We start from the raw sequence: 18,963 nt of genomic DNA on the forward strand, positions 1-18,963 counted from the left end.
TATGAAAGGAATAATTCTAGCAGGAGGAAGTGGAACACGCTTATATCCAATCACAATATCGGTAAGTAAGCAATTATTACCTGTTTATGACAAACCTATGATTTATTATCCATTATCTGTTTTAATGTTAGCAGGGATAAAAGATATTCTTTTCATCACCACCCCACACGACCAAGAGTCTTTTAAAAAACTATTGGGTAATGGTTCTGAACTAGGTTGTAATTTTGAATATGCGGTTCAAAAAGAACCAAATGGATTGGCTGAAGCTTTTGTTATAGGAGAAGACTTTATTGGAGATGATAAAGTGGCCCTAGCTCTTGGGGATAATATCTTTTACGGGAATGGATTAGGTAGCCTTCTAAGAAGTAAAATTGACATTCAAGGCGCTTCTATTTTCGCTTATCCGGTTAAAGATCCCCAAAGGTACGGTGTGGTAGAATTTGATGAAAATAATAAGGCTATTAGTATTGAAGAAAAGCCGGAAAAGCCAAAATCAAAATATGCAGTTCCTGGCCTGTATTTTTATGATAATAGGGTTGTAGAATTTGCTAAAAATGTAAAACCTTCGGCACGGGGAGAAAAAGAGATTACAGGCATTAACGAAATGTACTTGGAATCTGGTGAGTTAGAAGTAGGGGAGATGACCCGGGGAATGAGCTGGTTTGATACTGGGACAGTAGAATCTTTAGACGATGCTACGGAGTTTATAAGAGTACTGCAAAATAGACAAAGTACTATGATTGGTTGTATTGAAGAGGTTGCATACCAAAGAAGGTTTATTTCTGAAAAGTCTTTGATAAAACTTTCCAAAAAATATGGTAAATCTCCATATGGTGTTTATTTAAATCAATTAGTAAAAAACCTATAATGTCATTACGACAAAAGGCTATTTCAGGATCTTACTGGACATTTGCTCAACAATTTGGAAGTCAGATTGTTTCTTTTGGTATTTCTGTTATACTGGCAAGAATTCTTCTTCCTGAGGAATTTGGTCTCATTGCCATGATCAACATTTTAATGGGGGTAGGCACCTTACTCTATGATGGTGGTTTAGCAAATTCCTTAATTAGAACTAAAAATGCTGACCAGGAGGATTTTTCTACGGTTTTTTATTTTAACCTTGGAGCCAGTATACTTTTGTATCTTATTAGTTATGTGATAGCTCCACTGTTTGCCAATTTTTTTGAAGAACCTATTTTAATCCAAATTATTAGAATTTATTGTCTGATTTTTATTATCCAGGCGTTTAGTACCGTGCAAATTGCTCGGTTGACGAAGAAGATGGACTTTAAAACTCAAATGCTTGTTTCTTTGCCTTCTTTAATTATTGGTGGTATTGCCGGTGTTTTGATGGCTTATTACGGTTATGGGGTGTGGAGTTTGGTATATATGACCATTATTCAAACTTCCATAAAAACAATCCAATTCTGGTTTTATTCGGGTTGGAAACCTTCTAGGGTTTTTAGTATCCCTAAATTTAAATATCATTTTAATTTTGGTTTTAAAATGACCTTAACCGGGTTATTGGATATTATTTCTGCCAATATTTATACTATTGTTATAGGAAAGGTATTCTCAACAGCTCAATTAGGATACTATAATCGGGCAAATTCCATAAAAAATTTACCTACTTCTAATATTGGGGCGGTACTTGGAAGAGTAACCTATCCACTATTTTCTTCAATTCAAGATGATAATGATCGGTTAAGAAGGGTTAATAAAGACATCATTCAAATGGTGACATATGTAATTGCGCCGGTATTAATTTTACTGTTGGTAATTGCAAAGCCCTTTTTTGTTTTCTTATTAACGGATAAATGGTTGCCGGCTGTTCCCTATTTTCAAATACTGGTTGTTGCAGGTTTGCTACAACCCTTAAATTCCTATAATATGAATGTATTATTGGTTAAAGGTAGAAGCGACCTTTTTCTGAAACTATCTTTAATAAAGAAGGGGTTGCTATTTTGTGGTGTATTATTAGCTATGCAATTTGACATATATGCTTTATTATTCACTCAAGTTATCCTGTCAATTATTAATTTTTTCATGAACACCTATTATACCAATAAAATGATTAACTATTCACCCTTTAACCAATTAAAAGATGTGTCTTTTAATTATGTTTTAGCATTTTTTGTTGGGAGTATTATCTATGTTTTGGATACAAAGGTTTTATTTGATTATAGTGATCTATTGCGACTAATGATCGGCGGATTACTGGGGGCAATCCTTTACCTCACTATTAGTTATTTACTAAAATTTGAAGGCCTACAAAAGTTAATTTTAATTCTTCGAAAAAAATGAATATAAAAAGTGAATTATATTATTTAAAAAATAGGATTATTCTCCATGATAAACCAAAGATTTTTGGAATTGGAAATAATAAAACCGGGACTACCTCCCTAAAGACTGCGATGAAAGATTTAGGCTTTGTTGTGGGAGATCAAACCAGAGCGGAAATGTTGATGGAGGATTGGAGTAAAAGAAACTTTAAAAAGCTGATTAGTTATTGTAAAGAAGCTCAATTTTTTCAGGATATTCCATTTAGTAAACATTATACTTTTATAGTAATGGATCAGGCTTTTCCTAATAGTAAATTTATTTTAACTGTAAGAGATTCACCGGAACAGTGGTATAACTCTTTAGTAAATTTTCATGCTCGACTATGGGGAAAGGATGGTAGAATTCCTACTAAGGAAGATCTTCAGGAAGCATTTTATCTGGGAGAAGGTTGGCCCTGGCAAGCTAACCGTTGGAGCTATGCCACTCCCGAAGATAATCCCTATGAGAAGAAGGAGTTAATAGAAAGTTATATTCGGCATAATCAAATAGTAAAAGATTATTTCAGACATAGACCTCAGGACCTTTTGGTTTTAAATGTAGCTGAAAAAGGGGCCTATAAAAAATTAACAGAATTTTTAGGATTGAAATCTCAAAGAGAAGACTTTCCCTGGGAAAACAAAACCTCAGAAATAAATAAGCAATGATCCCTGTAACAAAAACATTTTTTCCGCCAATTGAAGAGTATAATCAACATCTACAGCGTATATGGAAATATCAATGGCTTACTAACCGTGGTGAACTTGTAAAGGAATTGGAAACTAATTTAAAAACCGAATTGGGAGTTACAAATATAACCTTAACCACTAACGGAACCTTGCCCATTCAGATAGCTTTGAAGGTGTTGGCTGCGGGAGGAGAAGTGATTACCACGCCTTTTAGTTATGTAGCTACCACCTCGGCCATTGTATGGGAAAATTGTAAGCCGGTGTTTGTGGATATCCATCCGGAGTATCTTACCATAGATGAAACAAAAATAGAAGCAGCTATTACTCCCCAAACCAAGGCTATTCTGGCTACCCATGTATTTGGAAATCCTTGTCATGTAGAAGAAATAGAGAGAATTGCTCAAAAGTATGATCTTAAGGTTATCTATGATGCTGCACATTGCTTTGGGGTGAAATATAAAGGTGAAAGTATATTTAATTACGGAGATGTAAGTACCTGTAGTTTTCACGCTACCAAGTTGTTTCATACCGGAGAGGGTGGGGCTATGTTTTGTAAAGATGAGGAATTAAATCATCAGTTATTTTATAGCCATAATTTTGGGCATAACGGCCCGGAAGATTTTTACGGAGTGGGGATTAATGCCAAAATGAGCGAACTGCAGGCGGCGATGGGCTTAAGTGTACTTCCCTATATGAATAAAATTTTAGAAGCACGTAAAAAAATTGTAGACTTTTATAATGAAAACCTGGATTTTTCAAAGCTTCAAAAGCTAAAAATACGTGAAGGGACCAATTGTAATAATAGCTACTATCCGGTAACTTTTGAAAATGAAGAAACTCTTTTAAAAGTTCAAAGATCCTTGAATGAGAAAGAAATTTATCCAAGAAGGTATTTTTATCCTTCTTTAAATACCTTGAGTTATATCGATTATATAGAAATGCCGGTTTCCGAAGCAATTTCTTCCAGGGTATTATGTCTGCCACTCTATGCAGGATTAAAACCTAATGAATTAAAGAAAATTGTTGAATTGCATAACTTGGGATAATATTATGAGTAACCGTATTGAGATTATTACAAGCAAGGAAAGTCCGGGTTGTGAGTGTGTAAGGAACTTTTTAAGTGAAATTGATGATGATTTTAAACCTTCTTTAAGTAGTAAAGTTTCTTTAGAAACTTATGCAGGAAAATTAAATTCCAATGCGACCTTCATTTTAGCTATGTTAGGCGAAGAATTAATAGGAATGACTGCTTTCTACGCAAATGATCTTCTAAAAAAAAGAGGCCTATTTGCCAATTATTGGTATTATTAAAAGATATAGAGGGCAGGGTATTGCTGGTATAATGATGAATACTTTAATTTCTTATTTAAGAAAAAAAGGATTTGAAAAACTATCCCTTGAAACCTGGCAAGGTAGTCCTGCTCAAAATTTTTATCAAAAAAACAGGTTTATGGTTAATAAAGTTGTTAACGATAGAAACGGAGGGGTAAAAAGCGTGAAAATGTTTCGTTTGTTGGGGGAAATTGATTCTGAACAAGATTCTTTTTACACTAGCACATTGGAATATCACAAAGAATTGAGTAGGGAACTATGCATTGACCTTTTCATCAAGCGTGATGATTTATACCCCAAATTTGGGGGAGGAAACAAGGCCCGAAAACTGGATTTTATATTGGATAAAGCAAGAAATCAAAATTACAATTCCGTAGTAACAGCCGGTGGGGCACAATCGAATCATTGTCGCGCAACTGCTCTTTATGCAGCATCTTTGGGATGGAAAACTATTTTAATAATCCACGGTGATAAACCTGAGAGGTATGAAGGGAATTTGAAACTAATGGAGTTGTCGGGAGCTGAAATTAGGTTTGTGAAGCAAGCTGACGTAAAAGAGGCTATGGATAATGCGATAAGCGATCTCGAAAAAGAAGGTCTCAAGCCCTATTATATATGGGGTGGAGGTCATTCTGTTGAGGGCGCATTGGCTTTTTATGAGGCCGTAAAAGAGTTGCGATCACAATTGGGAAATACCATTCCAGATTATCTGATGGTTGCAAGTGGCACCGGTACTACCCAAGCAGGGTTGGAAATTGGTATTAGGCACTTTTATCCAGAATGTAAGGTAATTGGCGTTTCCGTGGCGCGAGAAGAAAAAAGGGGAAAAGAAGAGATATTAAAGAGCATGCGTGAGCTAAATGAGTATTTAGATAATCGCATCGATCTTCCAGATACCATTACTTTTGACACTAGTAAATGTGGAGTGGGATATGAAACCGTTTTTCCGGAATTGATTGAAACAGTTCAGGAAGCTATAAAAAAAGGACTGGTGCTTGATCCAACCTATAGCGGTAAGGCTTTTTATGGCATGAAATCCTTTATAGAAGAAGGTACGATAGAGGAAAACAGCAATGTGGTATTTTGGCACACCGGTGGGCTTATGAATTTATTGAGTTCATCCGCAGTATAAAAACAACCTACATCCAAAAGTTGTAAAATAAAAAATAAGATTGAATTAGTTATAGCATGAATGTATTATTGACTTCTGCGGGAAGAAGGACCTATTTAGTAGAATATTTCAAACAAGCTCTAAAAGGGAAAGGAATCGTGTACGCTTCAAATTCAACGTTTTCTTCTGCTTTAAATATTGCTGATGATTTTGTTATCACACCATTGATCTATGAAGAAAGTTATATTCCGTTTTTACTCAGTTTTGTTAAGAAAAAAAAAATCAGTGTAATTATCTCACTTTTTGATATCGATTTGCCGGTGCTTGCTAAGGCAAAAGATTTGTTTAAAAAAAACGGGGTGACTGTTATAGTTTCTGATTATGAAGTGACCCAAATCTGCAATGACAAATGGAGCTCTTATAACTTTTTAATAGAAAATGGTTTTAATACGCCCAAAACCTATATAGATTATGGAGAGGCTCAAAACGATTTTAAAAAAAATATTTTAGCTTTTCCTTTAATTATAAAACCCCGATGGGGAATGGGGTCTATCGGAATATATAAAGCCGAGAACCAACTAGAATTAGAAGTTTTTTATAAAAAGGTGAAAAAAGAGATCGAGGAATCCTATTTACAATTTGAATCTAAAGCCCAAATTGATCGCGCAATACTTATACAAGAATGTATTAACGGAGAAGAATACGGTTTGGACATTTTTAATGACTTGGATGGAAAGTACCTGAAAACTTTTGTAAAGAAAAAAACAGCAATGCGCTCTGGGGAAACCGATAGTTCGGTTACAGAAAATCATCAGGAACTTCAGGAGCTAGGAAAGAAATTATCAGAGAAATTAAAACATATAGGTAATTTAGATAGTGACTGGTTTATTACCACAGATCAATTATATGTTTTAGAAATGAATTGCCGGTTTGGCGGTGGCTATCCTTTTACCCATTTGGCAGGAGCAAATTTACCTAAAGTTCTTATTGACTTAATACAATCTCACGTTTACAATCCAGAAGACTTGTATATGGAATACGAAGTTGAAATGATTAAAGACATACAACCGGTTAAAATTAAAAAGCAATGAAGCCATTAGTTAGTATTTGTTGTATTACTTACAATCAAGAGAAGTACGTGGAAGAGACTTTGAAAGGTTTTTTGATTCAGAAAACATCTTTTCCTATCGAAATTTTAATCCATGACGACGCGTCAACCGATATTACAGCCAAGATACTCCGGAAATATGAGAAAATAGATGATAGAATTTCGGTAATTTACCAAACTGAAAACAAATATTCACAGGGAAAAAAACCACTTATACATTATCTTTTTCCAAAAGCCAGAGGTAAATATATTGCATTATGCGAAGGTGATGATTATTGGACCGATTCATATAAGTTACAAAAACAGGTTGATTTCTTGGAAAGAAATGAAAAATATTCATTGGTTTTTAGCAATGCCAAAGTTTTAAAGGATAAAGGTATAAGTAGAGGGTTGAAGATTATAAATAAATCTAGAGAATTTAATGGTTTCGAAATAATTGAAAACTGGACGATTCCGACAGCTTCGGTTTTGTTTAGAAAAGATCATTTAATTAATAATAAATTTTATGAATCTATTTTTAAACAATTTCTATATGGAGATATCATTTTATTTTTAATTCTAGCCCAGAAAGGTAAACTGTATGGAATGTCTGATTATATGGTTACTTACAGAAGACATGGTGAGGGAGCACTTTTATCAGAAAAAAATAATTCTGTAAAAGCAAAGAATAAAATGATAAAGCACCATAAATTAATGAGCATATGTTTTAATGGTAAATATAAAAAATTGAACTATGAATATATCGCAAATACATATTTAGGATTATTTTACGAAACAAGGAATTTCCAAAATTTGTGGTTATATAACAAATACCTTTGTAAAAAAGATAGGAAGCATTTTTATTCTATTAATAATTTAAAGATAAATGTCGCAGCTACTTTAAATTACAAAAAATAAATTTTAAAAAAATAAATTTGGAAAAGAAGTCTATAGTTTTTGTAATACATAATATGAATATTGGTGGGACGGAAAAGTCTTTACTTTCATTGTTATATACTCTAGATAGGTCAAAATATAAAATTACTATTTTGATGCTTGAGAATTATGGAGGGTATTTAAGTGAAGTTCCTGATTGGGTGGATCTGGAGTATTTGGATAATTTCCATGAAATGAAAAAAATCATAACATTACCGCCTTTACAATCTATAAGAAAGTTTTTGAAGGAATTCAAAATTAAAAGTGGAATTGGTCTCTGTAGGTCCTATTTAAAGGCTAAGATTAGTAATAATTGGGATCCAATATATGAATTTGCCGCAAAGCAAATTCATATATCAACTTATGATATTGCGGTGGCCTATGCTGGTCCTTCAGACTTTATCACTTATTTAGTATCTGAAAAAATTGAAGCTGAGTATAAAATTCAATGGATCCATTTTGATGTGCCAAAAGTGATATCTAATGGATTTTTTGGTAATAAATATTACCCAAAATTCGATAAGATCTATTGTGTATCAGGTGGCTCAAAGGTTTCTTTTTTAAAAGCTTTTCCTTATTTAAGTGAAAAAACTGAGATTTTTGAAAATATTATTACTGACGAGGAGATTTTAAAAAAATCAGATATTGGAGAAACGTTTAATGATGGCTTTGATGGAATAAGAATTCTCACTGTTGGAAGATTGACGAAAGAAAAAGGGCATAAATTTATTCCTGAAATTGTAAAAAACTTATTAGAAAAGACAGATAAGGAATTTAGATGGTATATAATAGGGGAGGGAATAGAAAAAGATTCTATCAAAGATCTTGTCGGCAGAATGGGCTTATCCAATTATGTTAAATTCTTAGGATTAAAATCAAATCCGTACAAATTTATGAAGGATTGTGATATATATGTCCAACCTTCATTGCATGAGGGGTATGGTATAACAGTTGCTGAGGCAAAAGTATTTAATAAACCAATTCTTATAACAAATTTTGCTAGCTCTGAAAATTTAATAAAATCAGGAAAAACCGGAATTATTGCAAATACAGATGTTGAAAGTTTAACAACCCAACTATTTTCACTTTTTGATAGATCGAGCCGGAATAAATTTTCTGAAAATTTAGCTCTAGAAAATTCTAAAAGAACTAAAACCGATTATTCAGATATTTTTTGATGTCTTCTTTTCTTATTAAAGTTTTGAAATATTTTAACGCTTAGTAGAGGCAAGTGCGCCATATTTAGTAATTATTAACCTATAAATAGGATTAAAAACTTCTTAATTAGAAAATAAAATTCAGCTCAGATTCTAAAGAATTATAATTTTATCAGGTTTAATATGAGGCAAGGATGAACTACCAAAACAAAGTTACACTTATAATTCCCATATTCAATGCTGAAGAATATCTTCACAGGTGTCTTAAGAGTGTTATGGTTCAAAGATATAAAAATTTTGAAGTCATTTTGATCAATGATGGTTCTTCTGATAATTCAATATCTATAATTCAAAATTTTTTAAATATTGATAATCGTTTCCGGTATTTTTTTCAAGATAATGCTGGGCCATCTTCGGCGCGTAATCTGGGTATAGAAAAAGCCAGAGGTAAATATCTATCTTTTATAGATGCTGATGATTGGCTAAGTGGAGATTATATAGAAAAACTAGTAACTCCCATGCAAAATAATAATCCTGATTTGGTTTGTGCGGGTTACTTTGAAGTAAACTCTAATTTTCCTGAAGGTATTAAATTACACGATTTCCAACCTGAATATTTAAACCGGAAAATTGATAAGAGTTTATTCCAATCAAACTTATTCACTGGTGTTTCTGGAGTATTATGGGGAAAGCTTTTTAAGAAGGAAGTTTTTATAAAGAATAATATTCATTTTAATAAAGACATAAAACTCTCTGAAGATTTGTTGGTAATCTTGGAATACTCAAAGTATATAAATGAAGTATTTATTATTCATAATTCTATTTATTATTACAATAGGTTAAATGAGAATGGATTAAGTAGAAAAGTTAGTATAAATAAATACTACGATTTAAAACTTTTTTTGGGGGAATTGGATAAGTTTAGGGAAGAAGTAAGTTTCAAGAACTTTGAAAAAATCAAAACCAGACGCTTATATTCCTTTATGATCCAACTGTTAAGAAATAATACAATGTCCAAAGAAGAATATTATAAAGCAGCAGACTTTTTGGTTAAAAACGAAACTTCTTTTACTATAGATACTATTGTAGTGAAAAAAATGGACAAAGTAATATTGAAGAATGTTTTTAAAAAAAAATACTTCATTGCCTGGATGTTAACTATGGCGTATGATTTACTAAGTGAGGTGAAAAATATCAAAAGAAGATTGAGTTTCCATCTTATTAAAATTGCAAAAAAATTAAGTTTTTCTTAATTGTTTTAAAGTTATTTCCGAAAATAGGTTTTGTACATTTGTACCCCTTTAATTTATGGAAACTTGATTTAAATCTGTCCAAAATATTAATCATATAAATGAAACAAAGAATAGCCCTATTAACTTTACCACTGGGGCATAATTATGGAGGTATTATTCAAAATTATGCATTGCAGAAAGTGCTGTCAAAAATGGGTCATGAAGTTTTAACAGTAAATAGAAGAGCAGATAACCCCCATTCAAGAATTAAAGTTCTAGCCAGTAAATATAAATCGGATTTTCAAAGAAAGATTTTACAATCTAAAAATCCTAAATACCTTTCATATAATACGGTTTTTAAACAAAACTTGAGCTTTATAAATAAATATATAAAATTGTCACCTGAACTCGAGTCTACTGAAGCATTGATTGCCTATTTTAAAAAGGAGAAATTTGATGATGTAATAGTTGGAAGTGATCAGGTATGGAGACCTAAATATTCTCCTAATATTTTTAATTTTTATTTAGATTTTATAGAAGGATCTAATATTAAAAAACTTGCTTATGCGGCTTCATTTGGCACTGAAGAGTGGGAATATTCCAACAAACAAACAAAAAAATGCTCCGAGCTGATTAATCAGTTTAAAGCAGTTTCAGTAAGAGAAAATTCTGGGGTTCAAATGTCGGGTAAATATCTTAAAATGCAGGATGCAATACTTGCTTTGGATCCAACTTTGCTTTTAGAAGCAGAAGATTATAGTCAGCTTATAGGTGAGCAACAAAATAGGTCTGGATTATTTACTTATGTACTTGATGACGCAGAAATAAAAAAAGACTTTATAAATAGTTGTTCAGAATATTTAAAGTTAGAGGTAAGTACGAATCAGGCAAAATACCCTACTCATATCTATAAGAGTGACAAGCCTGAAGACTATATTGTTCCGTCTCTTGAAGGTTGGCTTCAAGGGTTTAGGGACTCAGATTTTGTAATTACAGATTCTTTTCACGGAACTTTATTCTCAATTATTAATAAAAAACAATTTTTGTCTTTAGTTAATGTAGATAGGGGAGCCTCAAGATTTGAATCAATTTTGAAACAGTTAGGTTTAGAAGATCGTTTAGTCTATGATGTTAAAAAATTTGATATGGCTAAATTAGAAAATGAAATTGATTATGCCGAAGTCTACTCAAAACTAAATATTTTAAAAGATCACTCCTTAAACTTTTTAAAAAAGAATATTTAAGAATTTGTAGAAGGCTCAACACAGCTATAGTTTATGAAAACTGGTAAGGCTTTCTTATATATTCTCTTTACTTATGAATAAAATTAAAAATTTGTTTAAAAAAACAATCGGTCCTAAACTATATAATAAATTTATTTCTGTAGTTATTAATTTATTGGGGGTGAAGACACTTACCCTTAATACATTTGAGGATGCTAAGCTTTTCTATAAACATTCTATGGTATTTAAGCAAAATACTTATAATAAAATAGAATCTAAAATAGTATTGCATTATCATGCGATTGAGAAAGGTTTTTTGCATAAAAATTTTAGATATAGATTTGGTGAAGACCGGGTGAGAGATTTAATAAAGCTTTTATCTCTGGATGTTATAAGGCAAAATTCCAAAAAAAGTCAAATAGCTTCAGCCTATTTAGCTATATGTAAATACTACGAAAAGCATGAGTCTGAAAATGTAGATATTTCTGATTTTTATAAATTAGAAGACTATAAATTATTTAAGAAAATGGTCACTTTGAATATGACTGTGATCAAAGATTGGGAGAGTGGCTCGTATTTTAATGCGGTGCATCGGGATTTTAAGGATTTTTCAAGGTCTCGCAAAAGTGTTAGAAACTTTAAAGAAGATAAAGTTTCCTTAGATACAATAGAGAAAGTTATTGAATTAGCGAAAAATGCACCTTCTGTATGTAACAGGCAACCTACCAAAGTTTACTATTTAGAAAATAAAGATAAAATAGATAGGATACTAAATATACAGGGAGGTTTAACCGGTTATACGAAAGAAATAAATCAAATGTTTGTAGTAGTTGCAGACAGGAACTATTTCTATTCCATAGGAGAGAGAAATCAATTATATATTGATGGAGGGCTATTTATTATGAATTTGCTTTATGCTTTACATTATTATAAAGTAGCAGCCTGTCCTGCGCATTGGGGGCATCCTATAGAAAAAGATAAGGAAATTTTAGAAGTAATACCTCTCTTAGAATCTGAAAAGGTTTTGTGTATTATCCCTATAGGCTTCCCTGCCGATTCATTTAAAACAACCTTGTCTTTAAGAAGAGAAAATGATGAGATTTTGAAAATAGTATAATTTGAAAAATTATGCTACAACGCAGGAAATAATAGCATATAGCACTTAAACTGTATAGGTGTAATATAATTAGAAATAACTATTACTAACGCTTATCAAGGTGAATAAACAGAATAAAATAAAAATACTTTTTGTCATTGAATCTTTAAGCTTAGCGGGTAGTGAAAAAAGTTTAATCGCGTTACTATCCAACCTGGATTCTAACTTGTATGATGTGGAACTTCAATTATTTAGTTATGGAGGTGAATTGGAAAGTTTGCTGCCCAGTTATGTGAACTTATTACCCCCTTTATCTTATACTAAATTTGTTAAAAAATCCCTAGTTCAAAATATTCTATCATTTAATTTACGTTTTTTATGGTCTAAACTTACTTATACCATAAGATTGCGGGTAGGGAAGAGAAATGTCACTGATACGGCAAAACTTTATTGGAGTACAGTGCATAGGGCCTTTAAGAAATATGATTATAATTACGATATTGCTATTGCCTACGCCCAGGGAGTTCCTACTTACTACGTAGTTGATAAAATAAAAGCTCAAAAGAAAATTACCTGGGTAAATGCTAATTTGCAATTAAGTAAGCGCAGCTTGTCTTTTGAAGAAAAGTACTACAGTCAGTTTGATAATATTGTTTCTGTTTCTAAAATAAACAAGCAACATTTTGCGAAAATATTTCCTTTTCTTACTGAAAGGCTTTGGTTGATTCCAGACATGCTTGATGTTTCAAATATTTATGGCATGGCTGATATGTTTCAGGTCGATTTTAAAAAGAATACTTTTAATATATTAACAGTTTCACGTCTGGAAAAAGGAATGAAGGGTTTAGATATTACGATGGAAACCTGTAGATTGTTAAAGGAAAGTGGAATTGATTTCCATTGGTATATTATAGGTAAAGGTTCTTACCGCTCTGAAATGCAAGAGTTTATAGGTGTTAATGAGCTTTCCTCTCATTTGACACTTTTAGGTACAACCACTAATCCATACCCTTATTTTAAAGCGGCCGACTTATACGTACAAACATCACGTTCGGAAAGTTATGGTATTTCAATTGCCGAAGCTAGATTGCTAAATACACCAATCGTAACTACGCGATTTGATACTGTTTATAATCAGATGGTAGAAGGTAAAAATGGATTGGTGACAGACCTGAACCCTGAAGCAGTAGCTTGTGGAATTATAGAAATAATGAAGGACAAAGGCTTATATAGTTCAATTGTAAATTATTTACGGAAGGAACCTAAAGAGAGTAGCGAAACGATAAAACGTTTTGATTCGATGATTAGCAAATTAATTGCTTCTAACTGAATTTGTAGTAAAAAATGGATAAAGTTTCAGTAAGCATTTGTTGTTTAACTTATAACCATGAGCATTATATAGAAGAATGCTTAAAGGGTTTTTTGATGCAGCAAACCAACTTCTCTTTTGAAATTCTTATACATGATGATGCTTCTACCGATAATACCCTGGAGATTATTACGAATTATGAAAAAAAGCATCCGGAGTTATTTAGAGTAGTCAAACAAAACGTCAATCAATTTTCTCAGGGAATTCAACCTTTTTTTAAGTTTTTGTTTCCAATCGCTAACGGAAAGTATATCGCTTATTGTGAAGGAGACGATTTTTGGACCGATCCTTTAAAATTGCAAAAACAGGTTGATTTTATGGAAAGAAATGAACACATCCAGATTTGCAGTACTAATTATAATATTTTAAGAGGAAATCGATTAATTAAAAGTTTAAGAAAAACAAAATTGCAAATTTTTAGTCAGTATGATCTTATTTTAAAAAACAGAACCGGAACCTTAACCGGCTTAATTAGAAACAATTTTAAAATCCCGAATTATTTATCAGAAGCAGCGATAGGAGATTTAAGTTTGTTATTATTTCTTACTGGGAACAAGGGTAAATTAGCAGTTTTACCCTTTAATTCAGCGGTATTTCGGGTAAATGAGAAGGGTATATATAGTGGAGCAAGCATAGGCGAAAATATGCAAAAGGGATTTTCCGATAAAATTTTATTTTTAAAGCATAATAAAAAAGATCCACTATTCCTTTTTTATTCTATAATTGGTTACTTTAAACAATCTTCTACTTATTTTATAAAAGCATTTTTTAAAAATTCTTCTGCTAATTTTCGGTATGCAAAAATTTACTTAAAAGAAATTTCAAATTTAGTTCAGGTTTACTTAAGGAAGTCAAATTAATTAAAAGTGTATGAAACTTTTATATATTACAAATGGTATTTCCGGATCGGGAGGTTTAGAAAAGGTATTGTCTATCAAGACAAATCTTTTGATAGAAAAGTATGGTTATGAGGTAAGTATAATTTCTTTAAATGAAGAAAATTTATCTACCTTTTATTCTTTTAATAAAAATATTATGTTTTATAATATTAAAATAAATAATGGCCTTGCTGTGAAATTAAAAGATTATATAGAAGGACTTCAGCGAATTGTTCAGGATTTTCAGCCCGATATTATTTCTGTTTGTGATGATGGTCTGAAAGGATTATTTCTTCCCTTACTATTAAAAAAAAATATAATATATATTTACGAAAGGCATGCTTCCAAGGAAATGAATTTTAAAAATCCGAAAAGCATAAAATCATGGATTATAAGTAATTTAATGAACTATGGAGCTGGTTTGTATGATAAATTTATTGTACTTACCGATTCTAATAAAAAAGAATGGAAAACGAACAATATAACTTCAATTCCTAATCCACTTTCGTTTTATCCTTCTCAGGTTGCTCAGGAGCAAAATGAAAAAAAGGTTATTATGGTGGGTAGTCATAGTTATATAAAGGGTCTTGATAGATTGTTGAATATTTGGGCACAGGTATATATGGGAAACCCACGCTGGAGCTTAGAAATCTATGGAAAGAAAGATAAAGATAGAACCTTTATTCGATTAGCAGATAATCTCAATTTGACATCTTCGGTAAAATTCTTTGATCCGGTTAATGATATTGAAAGTAAATATTTGCAAGCATCCATTTTTGCTTTAGCTTCCCGATCAGAGGGGTTTGGAATGGTAATAATTGAAGCTATGGCTTGCGGTTTAGCTTGTATAGCCTATGATTGCCCCAGTGGTCCCAGGGATATTATTACCGATGGCATTGACGGTTTCCTTATTCCTAATGGAGACGAGAAGGTCTTTGTTGAAAAATTACAATTATTAATGAAAGATGATAATCTAAGGTCCAGGATGGGGGAAATGGCTAGAAAAAAGGCGTTAAAGTATAAGCCTGAGAATATTTTACCAAAATGGAATAATTTATATAAAAGTCTTTAGTTTGAATATAGTATTTATTACCGATCAACTTTATAAAGCCGGTGGAATCGAGAGGGTGTTAAGCTTAAAGGCCAATTATATGGCTCGAGTTTTTAATTGGGATATTACAATTTTAACAAGTGAGCAAAAGGGGAAACAAACTTATTTTGAATTAAACTCAAAAATTGATCTAATAGATATTAGCATAAACTATAATAGGGACAAAAGTTATTTTAGCTTTGAAAATTTAAAAAGAATACCCAAACATTTACTTGAACTTCGCAAAACTATAAATAAAATAGAGCCGGATTATGTTATTTCGGTTAGTTTTGGACTGGATTTTTATTGGTTGCCGTTCATTAACAAATCAATTAAAAAGGTCAAAGAATTCCATTCCAGTAGATATTATGATTTTTATCAGAATAGATCTATAAAACAAAAATGGAAGCTAAAAATTAGGGCTTATATAGAAAATAAATATGACCGATTAATAATATTAAATCAGGGAGAAAAACAATATTATAAAAATAGAGATATAAGTGTCATTCCGAATCCCGCTCCAAATACTAAGGGAACTCCAGCCAAACTAGATACTAAAAAAGTTATGGCGGCGGGTAGAATTGCACCGGTTAAGGGTTTTGATACATTAGTTGCGGCCTGGGAATTGGTAGTTGAAAAACATCCGGAATGGCAATTGGATATTTTCGGAGATGATTATTTAGGAACAACTGAAAAATTAAATAGAATGATTTTTGCGCGTGGTCTGGAAAATTCTGTTCGTTTAATGGGGGTTACGCCTAATATTGTAAATGAAATGAAAAATTACAGCCTCTATTTAATGACCTCTGAAACAGAATGTTTTCCAATGGTATTACTAGAGTCAATGTCGGTTGGATTACCGGTAGTGTCTTTTGACTGTCCTACAGGACCAAAATTTATATTACTGGAAGAGCAGGCAGAATTACTGGTGCCCGATCAGAATGTTGAGGTATTTGCTGATAAGGTGTCTCGTCTTATAAGCAATAAATCTAGCAGACTATATTATGGCAGGCAAGCCCAAAAAGTAGCAAAGGAGTTTAGCCTTGACAGAATCATGAAAATTTGGAAAAATACTTTAGTTAAGTAAAAAAACTTCTAAATTATGGTTTTTAATTCTTTTGAATATCTTTTATTTCTACCCATTGCATTTTTTCTTTATTGGTTTGTTTTTAATAAACGAATAACCAGCCAAAACTTATTGCTTTTAATTTTAAGTTATATTTTTTACGGATGGTGGGATTGGCGATTTTTATCCTTAATTGCATTTAGCTCTTTTGTTGACTATCATGCGGGAATTTATATTTACCGTGCAAAGAGGGATCAAATAAAAAAACTATGGCTTTGGTTAAGTATTTTAGTAAACCTTGGTTTTTTAGGAGTTTTTAAGTATTACAATTTTTTTGCTGAATCTTTTGCAGGGCTGTTTTTAAATTTTGGATATGAAGTTGACGCTTTAACTCTGGATATAATTCTACCCGTAGGAATAAGTTTTTATACCTTTCAAACTATGAGTTACACTATAGATATTTATAGAAGAAGACTTGTACCTACAACCAATATGCTGCATTTTTTTACTTTTGTAAGCTTTTTTCCACAGCTTGTTGCTGGCCCAATAGAACGTGCAACAAATTTATTACCACAATTTCATAAAAAAAGATTTTTTGATTATGCCTTTGCTGCTGAGGGACTTCGTCAAATTTTATGGGGATTATTTAAGAAAGTAGTGATTGCAGATAATAGTGCTATTATTGTTAATCAAGTATTTGAAAATTATCATGAACTTGGGCCGGTTGATTTAATAGTTGGGGCGGTATTCTTTACATTTCAGATTTATGGCGATTTTTCTGGTTACTCAGACATAGCAATAGGTACTGCAAAGCTTTTTGGTTTTAAATTAATGCAGAATTTTGCCTTCCCCTATTTTTCCAGAGACATTTCAGAGTTTTGGAGACGTTGGCATATCTCTTTATCAACCTGGTTCCGTGATTACTTATATATTCCCCTGGGAGGTAGTAAGGGTGGAAAATGGATGACTTTACGAAATATTTTTATAATTTTTATTGTTAGCGGTCTTTGGCACGGTGCTAATTGGACATTTGTAGTGTGGGGTGGCTTAAATGCTCTTTATATGGTACCTTTGATCATCTTTAATTTGAATAGATATCATACTTCGGACATCTCTAAACATCAGTTGTTGCCAAATATTTCTCAGTTATTCAATATTATATTAACCTTTGTGCTTACCTGTTTAGCTTTTATATTTTTTCGCTCGCTAAGTATTAAAGATGCCTGGGAATACCTTTCCGGGATTTTTATAATTGAAGGTTGGGCATATCCCACAGTAGATATAAGAATTCTTGTATTTGTTTTCTTTATGTTGATCGTGGAATGGTTTAATCGAGACAGATCATTTGGATTGTCAATTTCAAATTTACCAATAATTGCGCGTTGGCTCATTTATATAAGTATTTTAATGATTTTAATTCTCTTTGGAAAAAGTTCTGATTCCTTTATATATTTTCAATTTTAATGAAAAGATTTTTAAAAAAAGCAATTTTATTCTTTCTTTTGGTTTTAGCCATCTATACTTTTATATTAGTTTTTTTCGGTGGTTATGTAGATTATTTTTATAACAAATTCACAACGCCAAAACAAAGTTCCCTTATCATAGGAGACTCCCGTAGTTTACAGGGTATACAGCCATCTATTTTAAATGAATGCCTTTCATTTAAAAAAAATGAAACTCAATTTTTTAATTATAGTTTTACAATTTCTCAGGCAACTTATGGGCCACTTTATACAAAAAGTATATTTAAAAAATTAGATACTACAACGGTAAATAAAGGAGTTTATATCTTAAATGTTAATCCCTGGATGCTTGCCCGGAGACCTGGGGATGATTTTAAAAATTCTAAATTTATTGAAGAAAATGTTCCGCCACACAATATGGATTTTGTAAATATGAATCCCAACTACGAATATTTAATTAGGAACTATAAATATTTCCACTTTAGATCATTAATTCGTAGAACAAGTAAACTTCATAAAGATGGTTGGCTGGAAGAAAGGAACCTGCCTAAAGATTCAATTACTTTACAAAACTGGACTGATCATCAAATTAAAATGTTTCAGGGTTTTTCTAATAAATGGAAAAAAAGTCCTTACAGAAAGAATCATTTAAAGGAGCTTATAGTTAGATTAAAAAAACATGGAGAGGTGTTTTTAGTGAGACTCCCTATAAGTGAAAAAGTGTTAGAAATTGAGGAAAATTTCTGGAGTAAATTCAGCAAGGAAATGAATGTTTTGGCGAAAGATACAGAGGTTACTTTTATCGATTTCAGCAAAAAAAATCAATATAAAACATATGATGGTCATCATTTAACAAAAAACGGAGGTAAAATTTTTACAAAAGATCTCTGCGATTCAATTTTAAAAAAATAAAAT

18 protein-coding genes are annotated in these 18,963 nt (G+C 31.6%); all 18 read left to right on the plus strand.

Annotated elements, in window-relative coordinates:
• The first annotated feature begins 1 nt into the window (after nt 1).
• Nucleotides 2–868: a glucose-1-phosphate thymidylyltransferase RfbA gene (gene rfbA, locus BM084_RS01530; RefSeq protein ID WP_093302478.1), complete on the plus strand. Its 867-nt coding sequence runs from the start codon at nt 2–4 to the stop codon at nt 866–868.
• Nucleotides 868–2,304 carry a lipopolysaccharide biosynthesis protein gene (locus BM084_RS01535; RefSeq protein WP_093302297.1) on the plus strand — a complete coding sequence of 479 codons (1,437 nt, stop codon included), beginning with the start codon at nt 868–870 and terminating at the stop codon, nt 2,302–2,304. The genes rfbA and BM084_RS01535 overlap by 1 nt, the downstream gene beginning before the upstream one ends.
• Nucleotides 2,301–2,987 (plus strand): sulfotransferase, encoded by a 687-nt coding sequence (locus tag BM084_RS01540; RefSeq protein WP_177195638.1) that lies wholly within the window; start codon nt 2,301–2,303, stop codon nt 2,985–2,987. Before BM084_RS01535 ends, BM084_RS01540 begins: the two co-directional genes overlap by 4 nt.
• Nucleotides 2,984–4,054 (plus strand): DegT/DnrJ/EryC1/StrS family aminotransferase, encoded by a 1,071-nt coding sequence (locus tag BM084_RS01545; RefSeq protein WP_093302301.1) that lies wholly within the window; start codon nt 2,984–2,986, stop codon nt 4,052–4,054. Before BM084_RS01540 ends, BM084_RS01545 begins: the two co-directional genes overlap by 4 nt.
• A 4-nt stretch (nt 4,055–4,058) precedes the next feature.
• The gene (locus tag BM084_RS01550; protein WP_093302303.1) at nt 4,059–4,319 is read left to right on the plus strand and encodes a hypothetical protein; all 261 of its coding nucleotides are present in this window, start codon (nt 4,059–4,061) and stop codon (nt 4,317–4,319) included.
• On the plus strand, nt 4,297–5,472 hold the full coding sequence (locus tag BM084_RS01555) for a pyridoxal-phosphate dependent enzyme (protein WP_093302306.1): 1,176 nt from the start codon (nt 4,297–4,299) through the stop codon (nt 5,470–5,472). The genes BM084_RS01550 and BM084_RS01555 overlap by 23 nt, the downstream gene beginning before the upstream one ends.
• A 56-nt stretch (nt 5,473–5,528) precedes the next feature.
• Nucleotides 5,529–6,542: an ATP-grasp domain-containing protein gene (locus BM084_RS01560; RefSeq protein WP_093302308.1), complete on the plus strand. Its 1,014-nt coding sequence runs from the start codon at nt 5,529–5,531 to the stop codon at nt 6,540–6,542.
• Complete coding sequence (locus BM084_RS01565; RefSeq protein ID WP_093302309.1) at nt 6,539–7,456, plus strand: glycosyltransferase family 2 protein; 918 nt, start codon at nt 6,539–6,541, stop codon at nt 7,454–7,456. Before BM084_RS01560 ends, BM084_RS01565 begins: the two co-directional genes overlap by 4 nt.
• A gap of 17 nt (nt 7,457–7,473) precedes the next feature.
• The gene (locus BM084_RS01570; RefSeq protein WP_143083609.1) at nt 7,474–8,652 is read left to right on the plus strand and encodes a glycosyltransferase; all 1,179 of its coding nucleotides are present in this window, start codon (nt 7,474–7,476) and stop codon (nt 8,650–8,652) included.
• A gap of 173 nt (nt 8,653–8,825) precedes the next feature.
• A complete protein-coding gene (locus tag BM084_RS01575; RefSeq protein WP_093302313.1) occupies nt 8,826–9,884 on the plus strand; it encodes a glycosyltransferase family 2 protein in 1,059 nt (352 codons plus the stop codon).
• 98 nt (nt 9,885–9,982) lie between these two features.
• Nucleotides 9,983–11,107, plus strand: coding sequence for a polysaccharide pyruvyl transferase family protein (locus BM084_RS01580; RefSeq protein WP_093302317.1), 1,125 nt, complete (start codon nt 9,983–9,985; stop codon nt 11,105–11,107).
• A gap of 73 nt (nt 11,108–11,180) precedes the next feature.
• The gene (locus BM084_RS01585) at nt 11,181–12,203 is read left to right on the plus strand and encodes a nitroreductase family protein (RefSeq protein WP_093302319.1); all 1,023 of its coding nucleotides are present in this window, start codon (nt 11,181–11,183) and stop codon (nt 12,201–12,203) included.
• Between the two features lie 100 nt (nt 12,204–12,303).
• Nucleotides 12,304–13,512 carry a glycosyltransferase gene (locus tag BM084_RS01590; protein ID WP_093302322.1) on the plus strand — a complete coding sequence of 403 codons (1,209 nt, stop codon included), beginning with the start codon at nt 12,304–12,306 and terminating at the stop codon, nt 13,510–13,512.
• 14 nt (nt 13,513–13,526) lie between these two features.
• The gene (locus BM084_RS01595; RefSeq protein ID WP_093302326.1) at nt 13,527–14,411 is read left to right on the plus strand and encodes a glycosyltransferase family 2 protein; all 885 of its coding nucleotides are present in this window, start codon (nt 13,527–13,529) and stop codon (nt 14,409–14,411) included.
• A 10-nt stretch (nt 14,412–14,421) separates the two neighbouring features.
• On the plus strand, nt 14,422–15,501 hold the full coding sequence (locus tag BM084_RS01600) for a glycosyltransferase family 4 protein (RefSeq protein ID WP_093302328.1): 1,080 nt from the start codon (nt 14,422–14,424) through the stop codon (nt 15,499–15,501).
• 1 nt (nt 15,502) lies between these two features.
• A complete protein-coding gene (locus BM084_RS01605) occupies nt 15,503–16,606 on the plus strand; it encodes a glycosyltransferase family 4 protein (RefSeq protein ID WP_093302331.1) in 1,104 nt (367 codons plus the stop codon).
• A 111-nt stretch (nt 16,607–16,717) separates the two neighbouring features.
• Nucleotides 16,718–18,049 (plus strand): MBOAT family O-acyltransferase, encoded by a 1,332-nt coding sequence (locus BM084_RS01610; RefSeq protein ID WP_317040632.1) that lies wholly within the window; start codon nt 16,718–16,720, stop codon nt 18,047–18,049.
• Nucleotides 18,049–18,960 carry a hypothetical protein gene (locus BM084_RS01615; RefSeq protein ID WP_093302337.1) on the plus strand — a complete coding sequence of 304 codons (912 nt, stop codon included), beginning with the start codon at nt 18,049–18,051 and terminating at the stop codon, nt 18,958–18,960. The genes BM084_RS01610 and BM084_RS01615 overlap by 1 nt, the downstream gene beginning before the upstream one ends.
• The last annotated feature ends 3 nt before the right edge of the window (nt 18,961–18,963 follow it).

The organism is Salegentibacter agarivorans (assembly GCF_900113135.1).
Lineage (GTDB): Bacteria > Bacteroidota > Bacteroidia > Flavobacteriales > Flavobacteriaceae > Salegentibacter > Salegentibacter agarivorans.

What these genes read in the sequence shown, in the direction of transcription:
- rfbA (WP_093302478.1), top strand. Translation starts at nt 2, where the DNA reads ATGAAAGGAATAATTCTAGCAGGAGGAAGTGGAACACGCTTATATCCA.
- BM084_RS01535 (WP_093302297.1), top strand. Translation starts at nt 868, where the DNA reads ATGTCATTACGACAAAAGGCTATTTCAGGATCTTACTGGACATTTGCT.
- BM084_RS01540 (WP_177195638.1), top strand. Translation starts at nt 2,301, where the DNA reads ATGAATATAAAAAGTGAATTATATTATTTAAAAAATAGGATTATTCTC.
- BM084_RS01545 (WP_093302301.1), top strand. Translation starts at nt 2,984, where the DNA reads ATGATCCCTGTAACAAAAACATTTTTTCCGCCAATTGAAGAGTATAAT.
- BM084_RS01550 (WP_093302303.1), top strand. Translation starts at nt 4,059, where the DNA reads ATGAGTAACCGTATTGAGATTATTACAAGCAAGGAAAGTCCGGGTTGT.
- BM084_RS01560 (WP_093302308.1), top strand. Translation starts at nt 5,529, where the DNA reads ATGAATGTATTATTGACTTCTGCGGGAAGAAGGACCTATTTAGTAGAA.
- BM084_RS01565 (WP_093302309.1), top strand. Translation starts at nt 6,539, where the DNA reads ATGAAGCCATTAGTTAGTATTTGTTGTATTACTTACAATCAAGAGAAG.
- BM084_RS01575 (WP_093302313.1), top strand. Translation starts at nt 8,826, where the DNA reads ATGAACTACCAAAACAAAGTTACACTTATAATTCCCATATTCAATGCT.
- BM084_RS01580 (WP_093302317.1), top strand. Translation starts at nt 9,983, where the DNA reads ATGAAACAAAGAATAGCCCTATTAACTTTACCACTGGGGCATAATTAT.
- BM084_RS01585 (WP_093302319.1), top strand. Translation starts at nt 11,181, where the DNA reads ATGAATAAAATTAAAAATTTGTTTAAAAAAACAATCGGTCCTAAACTA.
- BM084_RS01595 (WP_093302326.1), top strand. Translation starts at nt 13,527, where the DNA reads ATGGATAAAGTTTCAGTAAGCATTTGTTGTTTAACTTATAACCATGAG.
- BM084_RS01600 (WP_093302328.1), top strand. Translation starts at nt 14,422, where the DNA reads ATGAAACTTTTATATATTACAAATGGTATTTCCGGATCGGGAGGTTTA.
- BM084_RS01615 (WP_093302337.1), top strand. Translation starts at nt 18,049, where the DNA reads ATGAAAAGATTTTTAAAAAAAGCAATTTTATTCTTTCTTTTGGTTTTA.